Origin of the sequence: Pseudomonas rhizosphaerae (assembly GCF_000761155.1) — a bacterium.
Lineage (GTDB): Bacteria > Pseudomonadota > Gammaproteobacteria > Pseudomonadales > Pseudomonadaceae > Aquipseudomonas > Aquipseudomonas rhizosphaerae.
On record NZ_CP009533.1, the window covers coordinates 4,280,036 to 4,296,238 of the forward strand.

Below are 16,203 nucleotides of genomic sequence, written 5' to 3' on the forward strand. Positions count from 1 at the left end.
CCGCCCCCTGTAGGAGCGGGTTCTGCCCGCGAAGATCCGTCAGTCTGCCTCCGGCCTCAAGCTCAGCTACGCAGATGAGTCAACGGCAGTTCAGTGCTGGCCATGACCTGGTTGAGCACGAAGCTGGAACGCACGCTGGTCACCCCCTCGATCCGCGTCAGGTGGCCCAGCAGCAGCTTTTGATAGTGGTCCATGTCCGGCACCACCACCTTGAGCTGGTAGTCGGCATCCATCCCGGTCACCAAACTGCACTCGAGCACCTGCGGCAATCCACGGATGGCGGCCTCGAAGGTTTCGAAACGTTCCGGCGTGTGCCGGTCCATGCCGATCAGCACGTAGGCGGTCAGGCTCAGTCCCAGCTTCTTGCGATCCAGTAGAGCAACCTGGCGGGAGATGTAGCCGTCGTCTTCGAGCTGCTTGACGCGCCGTGAGCAGGGCGACGGCGAGAGACCAATGCGTTCGGCCAGTTCCTGGTTGGAAATGCGCGCATCGCGCTGCAATTCCGCCAGGATGCTCAGGTCATAGCGATCAAGTTTGCTCATCAAATCTGCCTTCGTGTTTTGCGTTGCGGCAAATTATCCATCCGAAGGCAAAAATTGCGCAAGTGCTGTGTAATTCAGCAATGTTCGCAATCGGCTGCTGCACCTGGGGCGTTAAAGTTATTCACAGAATCACTGCCCGGACATGAGTCCACTGCGATCCGCTCAATCAGGCGGATTGCGGCCACCGCCCCCACCGGGGTCGCGCTGGCCCCCGGGCTGCACACTGCCCAGAAGGCGGCGTGAGGTGAGCCGACGTCACAAGCGTCGAGCAGGGACAGAGTTCGAGAGAGGAGGCCGACGGGTCTCCTTTTTTTTCGCCTGTGAAATGTATGGAGGCAGGGCCAGGGGCCGATCATGAACAGGCCACGGGTGCCGATAACCTTTGCAGGTGCCTGACAGGATCTTCACAGAACCGCGTTCGGGTTTTTCAGTCTGATGATGGACAGCTCCCCCCCTATTCTTGCGAGGAACCCCATGAAATCGCCCCTCTGGCGTCTGGCCGGTGTCGCTGCGCTCTGCCTGGCCGTGGGCGCACCAGCCTATGCGGAAGGTCCGCAGGACCAACTGCGCGGCAGCTCCAACGGTGGCCAGCGCGGGCCGGGCGGGGGCAATGCCGGGCCTGGTCAGCAGCCGGGCGGTGGCCAGTATCGGCCGCAGCCTGGTGGTAATCAGGGTCAATGGCAGGGGCGACCTGTGCAGGGTAATCAGGGGAACCAAGGTCAGTGGCAAGGTCGGCCAGGCGCTGGCAGCCAGAACCAGTGGCAAAGCAACCGGCCGGAGCAGGGTCGCCCCGAAGGTGGTCAGCAGGACAATCGGCCGCCGATCATCGGCAAGCCCGACGCAGTGCGCCAGACCCAGGCGCCGCTGCGAGGCAGTTATCCGGACCTGCGTCGCGACAACGATCGGCGCTGGGAGGGCGGTCGAGACCGCTGGCCCGGTGAGCACGGTGGCGGCTGGGGCCCCGGCCCGCAATACCGTCCGGGCCAGGTGATCGATCGCTTCCCCGGCCAGAATTATCGCGTGCCGTATCGGGGGCAGGATTATTACTATTCAGGCGGGTACTGGTATCGACCGCAGGGCCCGCGGTACGTGGTAATCGAGCCACCGCGCGGCGTTCGAGTGCGCGTGCTGCCCGATTACGCGCAGCGCATGTGGATCGGCAGTTCGGTGTTCTTCGTGGCGGCGGGAACGTACTACCAGTGGGTCGACAATACCCAGGAATACGTGGTAGTGAATCCGCCGGTGAATGCCAGCATTCCACAGCCGGCGCCGACCTTAACCAATTATGACGTCGCGGCCTACCCGGCTCAGGGCCAGAGTCCGCAGCAGATTGCCCAGGATCAATACGAGTGCAAACGCTGGGCCGTGGAACAAAGCCGCTTCGACCCTGCCAGCGCCACCTATGCGCCTTCGCCTGAAGTGGTCAGCGTGTATCGGCAGAGCCTTGCCAATTGCTTTGCGTCCCGTGGGTATACGGTGAATTGACCGACCGCCGACGCGGCTCGCAGCGCAGCCACAAGGCACCGCGTTCTGCCTGACACACCGCATCGACCGCCGACGCGGCTCGCGCCGCTGCTACAGGGGGGGGGCGCGTTGACGGGGCGCCGCAATCCCCTGTAGCAGCGGCGCAAGCCGCGTCCGGGGGCACTGCGGTCTTGCAGGCTACCCGCATTTCTTTCAAACGGGATCGGCGTGCACCAGGACTTCGGCGCGTGGGTACTGGCTTTCGATGGCGGCTTCTACGTCTTCGCAAATGCCATGGGCTTGCGACAGCGACAACTGCCCCGGCAACTCCAGGTGCAGCTGCACGAACCAATGGTTGCCCGACATGCGCGTGCGCAGATCATGGGCGCCCAGCACGCCTGGGACGTTGCAGGCCAACGCCAGCATCTGCTCGCTGACATCCAGCGGCAGCTCCTGGTCCATCAGGATCGCCGTGCTTTCACGGGCAATGTGTACCGCGCTCCACAGGATGTACAACGCAATGCCCAAGCCAAAGAAGGCATCCAGCTGCGGCCAGCCATAGCTGGCCAGGACCAGTGCCACCAGGATGCTGCCGTTGAGCAGCAGATCCGAACGGTAATGCAGCGAGTCCGCACGCACGGCCGTCGATCCAGTTTCGCGGATCACTTTGTATTGCAGAGCCAGCAGCGCCACGGTCAGCGCCAGCGAAAGGATCATCACCGCGATGCCCACCCCCGCAGCGCCCAGCGGCTGCGGATCTTGGGCCTGCTTCCATGCCTGGTAACCGATCAGCACGGCGCTCGACCCAATGAACAACGCCTGGGCCATCCCCGCCAAGGCCTCGGCCTTGCCGTGTCCATAGCGGTGATCGTCATCGGCCGGGCGCAGCGCATAATGCACCGCCAGCAGGTTGAGAAACGACGCCGCACCGTCGAGCACCGAATCGGTCAGCCCCGCCAGCAGGCTCACCGAACCACTGAGCCACCAGGCCACGGCCTTGGCCACGATGAGAATGCTGGCCACCGCCAGCGACGCCCGTGTCGCGAGGCGCAGCAGGCGTGCATGTTCCTTGCTGGTTGGCATCGCAATCCTTAAGCGGCGGGTTTCAAACCATACATGGCCAGCTGTTCGACACTGCCCTTGTGCTGGATCAGGCGTGGATCGTCGAGCGGCAGGCTGCGGCCCAGTTCGCTCTCAAGGATGGCCTGCAGTTTCAGGTTGTCCACCTTGCCATCGCGACCGACCGCAGGCTGCAGTTTTTCCGGCGAGACCTGAGCGGTCTTGCCGTCGTTGAGGTAGATCGCGCCCGTGGCGAAGTCGACACCGAAGGCGATCAAGCCGGGGATCACATAGAACAGGATACCGATGGCATCCAGCGCCGCCACGACCGGATCAATACGGCCTTCGATCTGCCCGCGCCGATCGGGCCAGAACAGGGTGCCGCAGGCAGTCAGTTGAGTCACCAGGGCAGCGGCGACGGCGCCGCCGATCAAACGTTGGGGAATACGCATGACAATCTCCGCAAAATAAGCCGCAACGATACAAGCAAATGATCTAGCCGAGTAGATGGGGCGTAGGTTCCGGCCATGGCAGCGTAGATCGATACCGGCTTCGAGCGTGGCTGAGCTTCCAGCAGTCCAAGATCTGCAAGGGCTACATTCAGCTGTTGTACTCGACACTCGTCGGTTAATACCTGGACACTGCCAGGCCAATGCTGGAGAGGCAATTACGCCTACCGCTCGACCCATCGGTCTTTACGGCTGGATCGGCCCGAACCTGTGAGGCAAGTCTTTGATGTTTGAACTCACCAGTTACCTGGGTCTTTTCTTGGCAGCGTTCGGTGCCGCCACGTTGCTGCCGATGCAGTCCGAGGCGGTTCTGGTTGGCATGTTGTTGTCCGATCGCTACGTCATTTCGACCCTGTTGGCGGTCGCCATAGTCGGTAACGTACTGGGCTCTGTACTGAACTGGGTGCTGGGCCGCTGCGTTGAGCGATTCCGCCACAAGCGCTGGTTCCCGGTGAGCGAGGCAAAGCTCGCAAAGGCCCAGCAGTCCTATCTGCGCTACGGGCACTGGTCGTTGTTGCTGAGCTGGGTGCCGATCATTGGCGATCCGCTGACCGTCGTTGCCGGCGTCATGCGCGAGCCTTTCTGGCGTTTCCTGCTGATCGTCACCCTGGCCAAAGGCATGCGTTATCTGGTGCTGGCCGCCGTGGCGCTGGGGTGGACATGACGGCTGCGCGTGGGGATCCGAGTACGCCCGTCGGCCTGCCGTAGCTTGTATAATTGCGGCACCACTGCCGGAGAGACCATGACCTCGTTGCCGATTGACGCCGCCTTGCCGGCTCTCCTCAAAGCTCTCCACGATCGCAATGAGGCCGTGCTGCAGGCGCCGCCCGGCGCCGGTAAAACCACACGCGTTCCGCTCGCGCTGCTGGATCAGCCGTGGCTGGCCGGGCAGACCATCGTCATGCTCGAACCCCGTCGACTGGCCGCTCGCGCAGCGGCAGAACGAATGGCAAAGGAAGTTGGGGAGGCGGTGGGCGAAACCGTCGGCTACCGAATTCGCCTTGAAAGCAAGATAGGCCCGCGAACCCAGATCGAAGTGGTGACTGAAGGTATCCTGGCTCGTCGGCTCCAAGATGACCCTGCACTGGATGGTGTGGGCGTGGTCATCTTCGATGAGTACCACCTTCGAAATCTTGACTCTGATCTTGCACTGGCTCTGTGCCTGAGTGCTCGCGAACTGCTGCGTGATGAGCCCCCGCTGAAGCTGCTCCTGATGTCCGCAACGCTGGAAGGCGCTCGCCTTTCAAAGGTGCTGAACGATGCGCCTGTGGTCACCAGTGAAGGGCGGATGTATCCGGTCTCGACGGTTTGGGGTAACCCATACCAGCCGGGCGAGCGAATCGATGCGCGAGTCACGGACACCTGCTTGGCCGCCATCAATGAACAGTCTGGAAGCGTTCTGGTTTTCCTTCCTGGGCAGGCAGAGATTCGGCGTGTGGCAGAAGACCTCAAGGAGCAGTTGAGCAGCCGTCCAGAGGTGATCGTATGCCCGCTGTACGGTGACCTCGACCTGAACGCTCAGCGTGCTGCTATTGACCCGGCACCCAAAGGCTCCCGGAAGATCGTACTGGCCACGAACATCGCCGAGACCAGCTTGACCATCGAAGGCGTCAGGGTCGTAGTGGACAGCGGTCTTGAGCGAGTACCGAAGTTCGATCCTCGCAGTGGAATGACCCGACTCGACACACAGCGTATCTCGAAGGCCAGCGCTACTCAGCGAGCAGGGCGGGCAGGGCGATTGGAACCAGGTATCTGCTATCGCCTATGGTCGGAATCGCAGCATGAGCAAATGGCCGGCTACAGCACACCTGAGATCCTGCAGGCGGATCTCGCAGCCTTGGCACTCCAGTTGGCCCGGTGGGGAATGAAGCCGGAAGAGATGACCTGGCTCGACCAACCGCCGTCAGCTCCTTTCGGCCAAGCCAGAGACCTGCTGAAACGCCTGGGTGCACTCGACAATGCTGGACAGCTCACAGCCCATGGATCAGCCATGAGCGTGCTCCCGGCACATCCTCGGATCGCTCACATGCTCATCAAAGGCAATGCTATGGGCTTGGATGACCTGGCGTGCAACATCGCGGCGCTGCTGGGTGAAAAGGACATCCTGCGTGGAGCAGGTGCCGACCTTCACACCAGGCTGAGTGCCTTGTCAGGCGAGCAACATGCACGTCGCAGCGGTGGCTCCCTCCAGCGGGTTAAGCAGTCTGCTCGGCAGTACCGATCCTTGCTGCGTGGGAAGCCCTCTAGCCCTGTCAGCGAGCCCGATCACCCAAGATGGGTAGGATGCCTCCTGGCGTTCGCCTATCCTGACCGAATCGGTCTGCAGAGGCGTGCGAGTGTATCCGAATACCGTCTCTCCAACGGTCGTGCTGCGGTGTTCTCAGAGCCCGATGCTCTCACCAAGCACGAGTGGTTGGTGGTGGCCGACCTGGGTAGCCGACAAGGGCAGCGCGAGGAGCGGATCTACCTGGCGAGTGACCTCGATCCGGCTTTGTTCGATGACGAGCTGGCTGACCTTGTGCGGTCTGTGGATGAGGTCGACTGGGACGAGAGGGAAGGAGTGCTCAAGGCAGAGCGGCAGTTGAAGGTTGGGCAACTCATCTTGTCGACGAAACCCTTGCCGAGTCTTGATGAGCAAACTCGTTCATTGGCGTTGGTCAACCTGGTGAGGCGCAAAGGAATTGAACTTCTGCCTTGGAACCCGGAGTTACGCCAATGGCAGGCGCGGGTCGATCTGCTGCGTCAGCTGGATATTCAAAATGGCCAGGCAGAAAGCAAGTGGCCTGATCTCAGCGATACGAACCTCCTGGATTCGCTTGAAGAATGGCTCGCGCCGTACTTGAGCAAAGTCACGAGACTCAGTCACTTCAGCCAGTTGGATTTGGGGTCGATAGTCAGAAACCTCCTGCTTTGGCCGCTTCCGCAGGAGCTGGAGGCTCAAGCGCCTCAGACGATCTTAGTGCCTTCCGGCTCGAATATCCGAATTGACTACTCGCAGCATCCACCCATCCTCGCTGTGCGGCTGCAGGAGCTGTTTGGCCTGGCAGAAACTCCACGCATAGCCCAGGGAAAACAGCCGCTGATTCTGCATCTTCTGTCGCCGGCCCGCAGGCCGGTACAGGTTACCCAGGATCTTGCGAACTTTTGGCGCAGCACCTACCTGGAAGTGAAGAAGGATCTTAAGGGCCGATACCCGAAGCACTATTGGCCCGAAGATCCATTGGTGGCAGAAGCGACTGCGAGAGCCAAGCCCAGGAAGCCTTGATGAGTGAGGCTGTTTTAGGCGTACCCTGCGGGAGCGGCTGTCGTGAATGGAGCGACTTCGTGTCTCGATCCGTGCGGGCTTCCATCCCTGCGTCTGGCGCGGGCGTTATCATGAAAAAAGACCCCTAAACGATCCCCTGCTGACTTAGGTCGAGGAACCTTTCAAATCATGCTGAGTGCAGAGCTCAAGGCTTTCTATACCGTTGCTCGCTTGGGTAGCGTGACTCAAGCCGCCAAGAAACTCGGTCTAAGCCAGCCCACTGTGACCACACAGATTCGCCAGCTCGAAAGCCGATATTCAGTTGAGTTGTTCTATCGGGGAGGACGTCGTTTGACTGTCAGCGATGACGGCGCGCGACTGCTGCCCAAAGTCAAAATACTGCTGCAGCAGGAAGCGGATATCGAGTTCCACTTGCGAAACTGCGGCGAGGCCCGAGGTGCCTTGAGGATCGGGGCCACAGCGCCTTACTACATCCTTGACCTGGTAAAATCGTTTCGCGAGCGGCTTCCACAGATTGAAGTGTCGGTAGAAATCGGTAACTCACAGGATGTTCTTGAAGCACTTGAGGAATACCGGGTAGATCTTGCGGCCTCGTCGCAGTTGGTAAGCGATCCCCGCCTGACACACTTGGTGCTCGGCACTGATCCGCTGGTGCTGGCCGTCCACAAGCAGCATCCATTAGCCCAGCATGACTGCGTGCCGCCCAGTGCGCTGGCCGGTCAATGTCTGCTAATGCGCGAATATGGCTCGACAACCAGAACGCTAACCGAGGAGTTTCTGAGCGCTCACCAGATCAGCCCCGGCATGCAGTTGGAAATCGGGAGCCGCGAATCCATTCGCGAAGCGGTGCTGCGCAATATCGGGGTCAGCATGATCGCTTGCCAAGAGGTACCGGTTAATCCGGATCTGCGGGTTATTGCCATCGAGGGTGCGCCGCAGATCGCAGAATATTTGTACTGCCTCAAGGATCGAAGGCAGGCACGCCTGCCCGCTGCCTTTCTCGAGGTTGCTCGCGACAGCATTGCCCGCTAAGCACATAACAAATATTCCAATGGCACTATCGCGAGCTTTGGGTTAATTGCCACATCGCCTTCGTAATCCATCCCTAGCATTACCTCATCGACACAGGCGCCGCGTTCCACGTGCGGCTCGTGCTCTTATTGATGAGGTGCATCCATGCTGCGTTCCACTCCAACCAAACAAGCCTCTCCGGGCGTGCGAGTACAAGTTGCTGGCATGCACAAAAGCTTTGGCGCGTTCAAGGCGCTGGATGACGTATCGCTGGAAATCTCGCCTGGCGAGCTAGTGTGCCTGCTTGGCCCGTCCGGGTGCGGGAAGACCACCCTGTTGCGTTGCATAGCAGGCCTGGAGCGGCAGAACCATGGGGCCATTTTCATGGGTTCCAGAGATGTCTCTATCCTCGCGCCTCAAGCCAGGGACTACGGCATCGTCTTCCAGTCGTATGCCTTGTTCCCCAACCTTAGCGTCGAGCAGAACATCGGCTACGGCTTGGCAGGCAGCGCGCGGGATATCGTGCGCCGAAGGGTTGCCGACATGCTTGATCTGGTGGGGCTCACCGGCAGCGAGAAAAAGTTTCCCGGCCAGCTTTCCGGCGGCCAACAGCAGCGCGTAGCCCTGGCGCGCGCGCTAGCACCGGCGCCCTCGTTACTGCTGCTGGACGAACCCATGTCAGCCCTCGACGCTCAAGTCCGGGAACATCTGTGCACCGAGTTACGCACCCTACAACAGCGGCTTGGCATAACCACTCTGATGGTCACGCACAATCAGGAAGAAGCCATGCTCATGGCGGATCGGATTGCAGTGATGAACGAGGGCCGAATTGAGCAATACGCCACCCCGCAATCGATCTATGAAAACCCCGAAACGCCTTTTGTCGCCAATTTCGTGGGTCAGGGCAACTGGCTAAGCTTTGAAGCAAATGGCAACAGTCACGCTCAGGTAGGCGCACTGCAGTTGCGCTTGGCAGATACCGTCCCGAATCGTGCAAGCGGGCGACTGTTCTGCCGTCCTGAGTCAATCTGTGTGAATCCCGTGCAGTCTGAGGAAAACCTCTTTGCGGCACAGATGCGGGAAGTAACCTTCCTCGGTAACCGGTGCCGAATGAGTTTTGAATTCGACAACCTGCCAGGGCAGCCACTCACCGCCGAAATCAGCGCACGTCATTTGCCTTCGCTCGGCACGGCCCATATTAAAGTGGCGTTGCCTCCCCACAGCCTTCAGGTCTTTACCTGATGCGCACGTCAAGCCTGTCGATAAGTGGCGTAAACCGGGTGCGAAACGTCTCCCGTGCCGAATGGGGCGACCGGTTGTTTGTGATCGGAGGCAAGGTGCTGCTTTTGATCTCCTTGGCGATCGCATTACTGCTGCCATTGCTGGCGATTTTCTGGCGGGGTTTCAGCGAAGATGCAGGGCAAGGTGGTGGACTGGCTGCTGCCCGCGACCTGCTGAGCAGCGACAATTTTCACTGGCTGCTCGGTAACAGCCTGCGCGTTTCCTTCAGCGTCGCATTCATCGTCGTGCCGCTCGCCTACCTGTTCGCCTATGCACTTCAACGAACCCTGATTCCTGCCAAGGGCTTGTGGCGTGGAATATCTCTGCTACCCCTTCTTGCCCCGTCGATGCTGCCTGCCATCGCACTGATCTATCTTTTTGGCAACCAGGGCCTGCTGCGTAGCCTTCTGACGGACAACATCTACGGGTTCTGGGGAATTGTTATCGGCGAGGTGATTTACACCTTTCCACATGCCCTGATGATTTTGCTTTCTGCGCTTTCCTTGACTGATGCACGTTTGTTCGACGCTGCGTCAAGCATGGGTGCCAGTCCTTGGCGTTCATTTCACAGCATCACCTGGCCAGCCACTCGACAGGCTGTATTCGCCGCGTTCTGCCTGGTATTTACCCTGACCATCACCGACTTCGGTGTGCCCGTGGTCGTCGGTGGGGATTATCAGGTATTGGCCATTGAGGCCTACAAAGCCGTGGTCGGTCAGCAACAGTTTGGCCGAGGCGCCCTGATCGGCATGGTTCTGTTGGTACCAGCGCTCTTGAGCTTCGGGGTCGACGCGTGGTTGCGACGGCGGCAAAGCGCCTCCATGAGTGGTCGCGCGCAGATCTTTCAGCCCGAGCCCTCAAAATGGCGAGATGGCTGTTACCTGTTGGTTGTCATGCTCATCTGCGCTTGCTTGCTGGCGGTGCTGGGGATGGCGGTATTCTCTTCCTTGGTTAAGTTCTGGCCCTACAACCTTTCGTTGTCGCTCAAACACTACCTGTTCAATGAAACGGCAGGCGGTGGATGGCTGGCGTACCGAAACAGCTTGGTGTTGGCGACCTGCAGCGCGGTGATAGGGAGCATTCTGATCTTCACCGGTGCCTACCTTATGGAGAAAACCCGTGGGCAAACCGGACTCAATCTGGCTTTACGGATGCTTACCTTCATACCCATGGCTGTGCCGGGGCTCGTTCTCGGCCTGGGCTACGTGTTTTTCTTCAACCTGCCTGAAAACCCGTTGCACAGTCTGTACGGAAGCATGGCGTTGCTGGTGATTTGCACAGTCGCTCATTACCTGACCACCGCACATATGACTGCTACCACTGCCCTGCGCCAGCTGGACAGTGAATTCGAAGCAGCAGCTCTTTCCCTCAAGGCCCCGCTGTATCGGCACTACCTGCGCGTCACATTGCCAATTTGCTTACCGGCATTGCTGGACATCATCCGCTATTTATTCGTCTCGGCGATGACCACCGTTTCAGCCGCCATCTTCCTTTACTCGCCAGACAGCATCCTCGCCGCAGTGGCCGTACTCAACATGGACGACGCGGGCAATGTGGGCGGCGCAGCCGCCATGTCGACGCTGATCCTGTTCACCTCGGCAGGCGTTTCACTTCTGCTCGCCTGGGTTTCTCGCGGGTTGCTGCGACGTTCACAAGCCTGGCGCCAGACCGCGCCGTCCCACTGATTTCAGGAGACCACCATGCACTATCAATTCCCTACCTGTTTGCAAGCTGCAATCCTTGACTGGGCTGGCACCGTCGTTGATTTCGGCTCCTTTGCGCCCACTAGAATCTTCGTTGAGGCGTTCGCCACTTTCGACATCGAGCTAAGCCTTGATGAAGCCCGAGGCCCTATGGGCATGGGTAAATGGGAGCATATTCGCACCCTGTGCGATCAGCCGGATATCGCGGCGCGCTACAAGCGACGATTTGGCCGACTGCCGACTGATGCCGACGTGACAGCCATCTACGAACAGTTCATGCCGCTGCAGATTGCCAACGTCGGCATGCACAGCGCACTCATTCCCGGCGCGCTGGATGCCATTGAGCAAATGCGTCAAGCCGGACTGAAAATCGGTACGACCTCGGGTTACCCCAAGCAGGTCATGGATCACGTAGTGGCTCTGGCAGCAGTGGCCGGCTACCAACCCGATCACGTAGTGGCGGCTGACGAGCTGCCCACCGGTCGACCTGGCCCTGCTCAAGCGCTAGCCAACGTGATTGCCTTGAGCATCAGTGACGTCGCCGCCTGTGTGAAAGTTGACGACACTTTGCCTGGCATTCTCGAAGGCCGCAGTGCCGGGATGTGGACGGTCGGCTTGCGCTTCTCCGGTAACTTCCTCGGCCTGGATTACCCAGCCTACCAAGCGCTGACGCTACCTCAGCTTGAAGAACACAGGCTGCGCATTGATGCCCTGTTTGCGCCGGCGCGCCCGCACTACCTGATCGACACCATTGCTGATCTCCCCGAGCTCATCCACCAGATTAACGACTGCATGGCCCGTGGCGATAACCCTGCCAGCCGGTGATTTAGGTTTTTTGCCTAACCGACAAAACCTTCTCGAAACTATTCAGGATCAGACCATGTTCAAGCCCCTTGCCCTCGCCGCCGTACTCGCAGGCTTCAGCCTCCACGCCAGCGCCGCTACTGAACTCACTGTGTATACCGCACTGGAAGCAGAGCAACTGCAGACCTATAAAAAAGCTTTTGAGAAGGCCAACCCGGATGTCGAAATAAAATGGGTACGGGATTCAACCGGGATCATCACCGCGAAACTGCTTGCTGAAAAAGCTCGCCCGCAAGCCGATGCGGTATGGGGTCTAGCAGCTTCGAGCCTGGCAATTCTCGATCAGCAGGGCATGCTTGAAGCGTATTCGCCAAAGGATTTGCCGAAGATCGGCGCCAAGTATCGTGACCCGGCTAACCCACCGGCTTGGGTCGGCATGGATGTCTGGGCCGCCACCATTTGCTTCAACACGATTGAAGCCGAAAAGCAGAATCTGCCACGTCCCACCAGTTGGCAAGATCTGACCAACCCGGTTTATCGCGGCAAAATCGTAATGCCAAACCCGGCCTCATCCGGCACAGGTTTTCTCGACGTCAGTGCCTGGCTGCAGACCTTTGGTGAGCCTCAAGGCTGGAAGTACATGGATGATCTGCACCAGAACATTGGTCAGTACGTTCACTCTGGTTCAAAGCCTTGCAAGATGGCCGCAGCGGGTGAGTTCCCAATCGGCATTTCATTCGAGTACCCGGCAGTACAGCTAAAACGTCAGGGCGCCCCGCTAGACATCGTCCTGCCAAAAGAAGGCTTGGGCTGGGAGATTGAAGCGACTGCAGTGATCAAAGGCACCTCTCACCCAGAAGCGGCCAAGCGTCTGGCTGACTTCTCGGCCAGCGCTGCCGGCATGGATCTGTACAAGGAAAACTTTGCAGTGCTGGCCCAGGAAGGCCTGGCAAAACCACCTACCGAACTGCCTGCCGACTACGAGCAGCGCCTGATCAAAAACGATTTCGCTTGGGCTTCGAAAGAACGCGACAACATTTTGGCTGAATGGCGCAAACGCTATGACGGCAAATCGGCCAAGCAGTAAAGGGAGCATCGAACCATGAATCAGTGCGAAAGCGATCTACTGGTTGTAGGTGCAGGCATCCTCGGACTCTCCCATGCCCATGCTGCCGCCAAGCGCGGGCTGAAAGTGCGTGTGTTCGAGCGCTCGGCCAGCCCGATTGGCGCGTCGGTGAGAAATTTCGGTCAAGCCCTTGTAACCGGTCAACCGCCCGGCGTGATGCTCGACCTGGCAAGAGCCAGCCGCAGTATCTGGGCCGACTGGAGCGCTCCGGCAGGCTTCGAACTCAAGCGCAACGGTTCACTACTGTTCGCCCGCACCGAAGCTGAAGAGAATCTGCTGGTAGCGTTCTGTGCAGGACGCGCGCAAGAGCACGATTACCGGGTGGAATTGTTGCGCGGGCAGCAACTGGGCGACCTGTATGGCGGCCAGTTCAGCCACCACCGGGCTGCCCTACACGGCTTTGATGACCAGCAGCTTTACTCGCGCGAAGCCATACCAAAACTGGTCAACTATCTGCAACGCGCGCTAGGCGTCGAGTTTCACTTCTCGACGCTGGTTAACGGTGTCGAACCAGGAAAACTCCAGAGCACTGCCGGTACATTTCGTGGCCAGCAGATTGTGGTTTGCTCCGGCCATGACTACCTGACTCTGCTGGATGAGCCAATGGCTGCGCTAAAACCTCAGGTATGCCGCTTACAGATGCTCCGCGCTCGACCTGAATCGAACTTGAATCTGCAGCACTCCGTGCTCACCGGCCTTAGCTGCGTTCACTACGGAGCGTTCTCGGATCTACCGGAAGCCGCCGCTATCCGCGAAGAGATTCAGCGCGACAATCCGCATCTGGAAGAACACGGTATCCACCTGCTGGTCAGCCCGACACCTTATGGCGAGCTGATCATCGGCGATTCGCATGATTACGGTACCGATGCTTCACCGTTCAATGCGGAACAGGTGGATCAATGGATGCTGGAGCTTGCCGAGAACACTCTGGGCTGCAAAATTCAGATAGTGGAACGTTGGCAAGGCGTATATGGGGCAAAGGGGCCGAACCCTTTTTCACGATTGGATATCGCACCTGGCTTGAGTGCAACGTTGATGCACAGTGGGGTCGGCATGAGCGTGGGGCCCGCATTGGGTGAGCGCGCAGTGGCAGCTATGTTCGGTGAGCCAAGCTGACCAGCAGCATTTTCGCGTAGACGGGAACTTATCCTGCCGCATGTACATAAGTAGACACGCCATAGCCAACCAGGTAAGTCACTGGTTGGTTCTTATCACCGATACTGGCTAGAGCCACCAGATGATTATTTAGACGTTGCCACCTGGAGACGCGAGGAAGGCGGTGGGTCCGTCGGCTGCAAAATGAGATCTTTCAAAACCAAGCTAACGAAGGAAATGCATGTTTCCTAACCCAACCCTTTCCCGAACAACTGGTTCTGGTGCGTCTCGTGTTGAAAAGTATACGAGGGAGACCCAAGGTGTTCATAACCCTGCCGTGGATAGAACGCGAGCGCACGATGGTTTCCAATCCAGACAGTGGCCCAGAGCAGGGATGCGCCGCCAAGGTGGGCACATGTCTCGGCCTCTTCGAGTAATCTGTATCCGACGCCTCGTCCTGTGAATTTCTCCTGTACATAAAGGCGTTGCAACTCGGCCGAACTCTCATGAGAGATCAGATCATGATCGGTGCTCATCGCCACCTGTGCGAACCCGACCAGGTGGTCGTTAACCTCGGCGACGATAATAAAGCTGTCCGATTCAGAGATGATTTTTGACATGTTATCTGGGGAGAAAGAGTCCAAGACTTCTTGTGCGATAGCGTTGCGAATCCCTTCTGTAGCGTAGGTGTCGAGAAACACCTGCATTCCAAGTGCCGCCAGACACAGACTGTCTTGAGCCGTCGCATGGCGAATAACTATCTGTTGCGCTTCAGGCATTCGAATGCCCTCTCTACTGTAGCGTTCGGTATGCGCGAGTGAATGGGGGTCAGGGCCGAGGCCTGGATTAGCGTTTCGCGCTGTCGGCAGGCCCAATTCCCAAGCGATCTTGTGCGTGAACTGCTCGGTTGCTGAGATACCTGGTCGGGGCCGTGTAAAGTCATGCCGTGGACTTTACCAAAGCAAGCCGAGTGGTACCGCTACGATGGAGGGAGCGTAATTAATAGCAAACATTACTGACCGGATGACCTACTGGTGGCTAAGCTGACCGCCCGCATCAAACCCCGCAAGTAAAGCCCACCTACCACACCGCAATGTCATACGTCAGATACAGCCGATTGCTGTCTCTTCCCCGTGCGGTGTCGGAGCGGTAGACGTAGTTGCGCAGTTTCACGCCCAGGCCTTTCAGGGTGCCCGTCGGTACCACGTAGGCGAGTTCGATGTCGCGCTCCCATTCGTTCACGCCGGCAGGTCCGGTTTTTCCGTCCGAGCCGCTGATGTAGCGGGTCATGAAGCTCAGGCCGGGCAACCCGAGGTTCTTGAAGTCGTAGCCGTAGCTGGCCAGCCAGGTCTTTTCATCTTCCTCGATGAACTTGCCGATGCCGACGTTGCTGAACGAGTAGACGGTAGCGCCGTTGATGTAGGGCAGGCCGCCGTCGCCGTTCAAGCGCTGGTAGCCGGCGGCGACCGTATGGCCTGCCACGGCGAAGCTCAGTTGGCCGCTGAACATGCCATTGTCGATCTTTCCGGAATAGTGGTTGCCCTCATCCCGGCTGAAGAAATAGCGCAGGTCGCTGGTCAGTACGCCGGCGCCCAGCGGCAGGGTGTGCAGCAGGCCGAAGAAGTCCTGGCTGTAGAAGTCGTCGAGCTGGCCACGGAAGTAGCTGAGCCGCAGCTGTTTGTTCACCGTGTAGTCGGCGCCTGCGTAGGTGAAGTCGCCACCTTCTCTGCCGGAATAGCCGTCGGGAATGATCGAGCGGCTGTCGGTGGAGTCGCGCAGCTTGAACTGATCGAGCTGGCCGGCGGTGAGCAGCCAGTCATCGAAGTCCTTGCTGACCAGCTGGGTGCCCTGGTAGGTCTGCGGGACCAGGCGCGCGTCGTTGTAGACCAGCACCGGTGTCTTGGGCAGCAGGGTGCCATGCTTGACCACGGTTTGCGCGAAGCGCGCCTTGGCTGTGAGGCCCAGGCTGGTCGACTCATCGGCTGCGCGACCGTCAGCGTGCACAGGCAGCAGCCCGGTACCGCTGCGGCCACGGCCAGAGTCGAGCTTCACGCCCAACAGGCCGAGGGCATCGAACCCCAGGCCGAACGTTCCTTGCGTGTAGCCGGATTGGAAGTCCAGCAGCACGCCCTGTGCCCACTCGGTGCGCTCGCTTTTGGCAGTGGCGGCAGCGCGCGTACTCAGGCCGTTTTCATCACGGAAGTTTTCGTTGAAGTACACGTTGCGAAGTTGCAGCTTCAGGGTGCTGTCATCGATAAAACCTTGGGCCATCGCCGAGCCGTGCAACAAAACGCTCAGGCACGGCAAGGCGAACCCGCCGATCAGGGGTGTACGCATGGATGAA

General features: G+C 59.3%; 14 protein-coding genes. 9 read left to right on the forward strand and 5 right to left on the reverse strand.

Translation table 11 applies throughout. The features are described 5' to 3' along the window. Positions 1 to 62 precede the first annotated feature (62 nt). Positions 63 to 542, reverse strand: coding sequence for an Lrp/AsnC family transcriptional regulator (locus tag LT40_RS18945; RefSeq protein ID WP_043192694.1), 480 nt, complete (start codon positions 540 to 542; stop codon positions 63 to 65). Between the two features lie 474 nt (positions 543 to 1,016). Here LT40_RS18945 and LT40_RS18950 point away from each other — a divergent pair, with 474 nt between their 5' ends. Beyond that, positions 1,017 to 2,027: a DUF6515 family protein gene (locus LT40_RS18950; RefSeq protein WP_043192695.1), complete on the forward strand. Its 1,011-nt coding sequence runs from the start codon at positions 1,017 to 1,019 to the stop codon at positions 2,025 to 2,027. Positions 2,028 to 2,219: 192 nt separating this feature from the next. Here the strand turns inward: LT40_RS18950 and LT40_RS18955 are convergent, their stop codons facing one another. Together LT40_RS18955 and LT40_RS18960 are read right to left on the reverse strand one after the other, a co-directional pair. After that, positions 2,220 to 3,089, reverse strand: a complete 870-nt coding sequence (locus LT40_RS18955; RefSeq protein ID WP_043192696.1) for a cation diffusion facilitator family transporter — start codon at positions 3,087 to 3,089, stop codon at positions 2,220 to 2,222. An 8-nt stretch (positions 3,090 to 3,097) separates the two neighbouring features. Next, complete coding sequence (locus LT40_RS18960) at positions 3,098 to 3,517, reverse strand: hypothetical protein (protein WP_043192697.1); 420 nt, start codon at positions 3,515 to 3,517, stop codon at positions 3,098 to 3,100. Between the two features lie 283 nt (positions 3,518 to 3,800). Here LT40_RS18960 and LT40_RS18965 point away from each other — a divergent pair, with 283 nt between their 5' ends. The 8 genes from LT40_RS18965 to LT40_RS19000 all read left to right on the forward strand — a co-directional run bounded on the left by LT40_RS18965 (position 3,801) and on the right by LT40_RS19000 (position 13,880). Continuing rightward, a complete protein-coding gene (locus tag LT40_RS18965) occupies positions 3,801 to 4,238 on the forward strand; it encodes a YqaA family protein (protein WP_043192698.1) in 438 nt (145 codons plus the stop codon). Between the two features lie 78 nt (positions 4,239 to 4,316). Continuing rightward, positions 4,317 to 6,839 (forward strand): ATP-dependent helicase HrpB, encoded by a 2,523-nt coding sequence (gene hrpB / locus LT40_RS18970; RefSeq protein ID WP_043192699.1) that lies wholly within the window; start codon positions 4,317 to 4,319, stop codon positions 6,837 to 6,839. A 168-nt stretch (positions 6,840 to 7,007) separates the two neighbouring features. After that, the gene (locus LT40_RS18975; protein ID WP_043192700.1) at positions 7,008 to 7,871 is read left to right on the forward strand and encodes a LysR family transcriptional regulator; all 864 of its coding nucleotides are present in this window, start codon (positions 7,008 to 7,010) and stop codon (positions 7,869 to 7,871) included. A gap of 144 nt (positions 7,872 to 8,015) precedes the next feature. Further along, a complete protein-coding gene (locus tag LT40_RS18980) occupies positions 8,016 to 9,092 on the forward strand; it encodes a putative 2-aminoethylphosphonate ABC transporter ATP-binding protein (protein ID WP_043192701.1) in 1,077 nt (358 codons plus the stop codon). Continuing rightward, on the forward strand, positions 9,092 to 10,816 hold the full coding sequence (locus tag LT40_RS18985) for a putative 2-aminoethylphosphonate ABC transporter permease subunit (protein ID WP_052393478.1): 1,725 nt from the start codon (positions 9,092 to 9,094) through the stop codon (positions 10,814 to 10,816). Before LT40_RS18980 ends, LT40_RS18985 begins: the two co-directional genes overlap by 1 nt. Positions 10,817 to 10,831: 15 nt before the next feature. After that, positions 10,832 to 11,659 (forward strand): phosphonoacetaldehyde hydrolase, encoded by an 828-nt coding sequence (phnX, locus tag LT40_RS18990; protein WP_043192702.1) that lies wholly within the window; start codon positions 10,832 to 10,834, stop codon positions 11,657 to 11,659. Positions 11,660 to 11,714: 55 nt separating this feature from the next. Further along, a complete protein-coding gene (locus tag LT40_RS18995) occupies positions 11,715 to 12,725 on the forward strand; it encodes a putative 2-aminoethylphosphonate ABC transporter substrate-binding protein (protein WP_043192703.1) in 1,011 nt (336 codons plus the stop codon). A gap of 15 nt (positions 12,726 to 12,740) precedes the next feature. Then, complete coding sequence (locus LT40_RS19000; protein WP_043192704.1) at positions 12,741 to 13,880, forward strand: TIGR03364 family FAD-dependent oxidoreductase; 1,140 nt, start codon at positions 12,741 to 12,743, stop codon at positions 13,878 to 13,880. Positions 13,881 to 14,107: 227 nt separating this feature from the next. On the opposite strand, the gene LT40_RS19005 is transcribed toward LT40_RS19000, so the two are convergent. Together LT40_RS19005 and LT40_RS19010 are read right to left on the reverse strand one after the other, a co-directional pair. After that, positions 14,108 to 14,638 carry a GNAT family N-acetyltransferase gene (locus LT40_RS19005; protein ID WP_043192705.1) on the reverse strand — a complete coding sequence of 177 codons (531 nt, stop codon included), beginning with the start codon at positions 14,636 to 14,638 and terminating at the stop codon, positions 14,108 to 14,110. 301 nt (positions 14,639 to 14,939) lie between these two features. After that, the gene (locus tag LT40_RS19010; protein ID WP_237749335.1) at positions 14,940 to 16,130 is read right to left on the reverse strand and encodes an OprD family porin; all 1,191 of its coding nucleotides are present in this window, start codon (positions 16,128 to 16,130) and stop codon (positions 14,940 to 14,942) included. Positions 16,131 to 16,203 lie beyond the last annotated feature (73 nt).

Coding starts and splice junctions, on each gene's coding strand:
- LT40_RS18945 (WP_043192694.1), bottom strand. CDS start 542: ATGAGCAAACTTGATCGCTATGACCTGAGCATCCTGGCGGAATTGCAG.
- LT40_RS18950 (WP_043192695.1), top strand. CDS start 1,017: ATGAAATCGCCCCTCTGGCGTCTGGCCGGTGTCGCTGCGCTCTGCCTG.
- LT40_RS18955 (WP_043192696.1), bottom strand. CDS start 3,089: ATGCCAACCAGCAAGGAACATGCACGCCTGCTGCGCCTCGCGACACGG.
- LT40_RS18960 (WP_043192697.1), bottom strand. CDS start 3,517: ATGCGTATTCCCCAACGTTTGATCGGCGGCGCCGTCGCCGCTGCCCTG.
- LT40_RS18965 (WP_043192698.1), top strand. CDS start 3,801: ATGTTTGAACTCACCAGTTACCTGGGTCTTTTCTTGGCAGCGTTCGGT.
- hrpB (WP_043192699.1), top strand. CDS start 4,317: ATGACCTCGTTGCCGATTGACGCCGCCTTGCCGGCTCTCCTCAAAGCT.
- LT40_RS18975 (WP_043192700.1), top strand. CDS start 7,008: ATGCTGAGTGCAGAGCTCAAGGCTTTCTATACCGTTGCTCGCTTGGGT.
- LT40_RS18980 (WP_043192701.1), top strand. CDS start 8,016: ATGCTGCGTTCCACTCCAACCAAACAAGCCTCTCCGGGCGTGCGAGTA.
- LT40_RS18985 (WP_052393478.1), top strand. CDS start 9,092: ATGCGCACGTCAAGCCTGTCGATAAGTGGCGTAAACCGGGTGCGAAAC.
- phnX (WP_043192702.1), top strand. CDS start 10,832: ATGCACTATCAATTCCCTACCTGTTTGCAAGCTGCAATCCTTGACTGG.
- LT40_RS18995 (WP_043192703.1), top strand. CDS start 11,715: ATGTTCAAGCCCCTTGCCCTCGCCGCCGTACTCGCAGGCTTCAGCCTC.
- LT40_RS19000 (WP_043192704.1), top strand. CDS start 12,741: ATGAATCAGTGCGAAAGCGATCTACTGGTTGTAGGTGCAGGCATCCTC.
- LT40_RS19005 (WP_043192705.1), bottom strand. CDS start 14,638: ATGCCTGAAGCGCAACAGATAGTTATTCGCCATGCGACGGCTCAAGAC.
- LT40_RS19010 (WP_237749335.1), bottom strand. CDS start 16,130: ATGGCCCAAGGTTTTATCGATGACAGCACCCTGAAGCTGCAACTTCGC.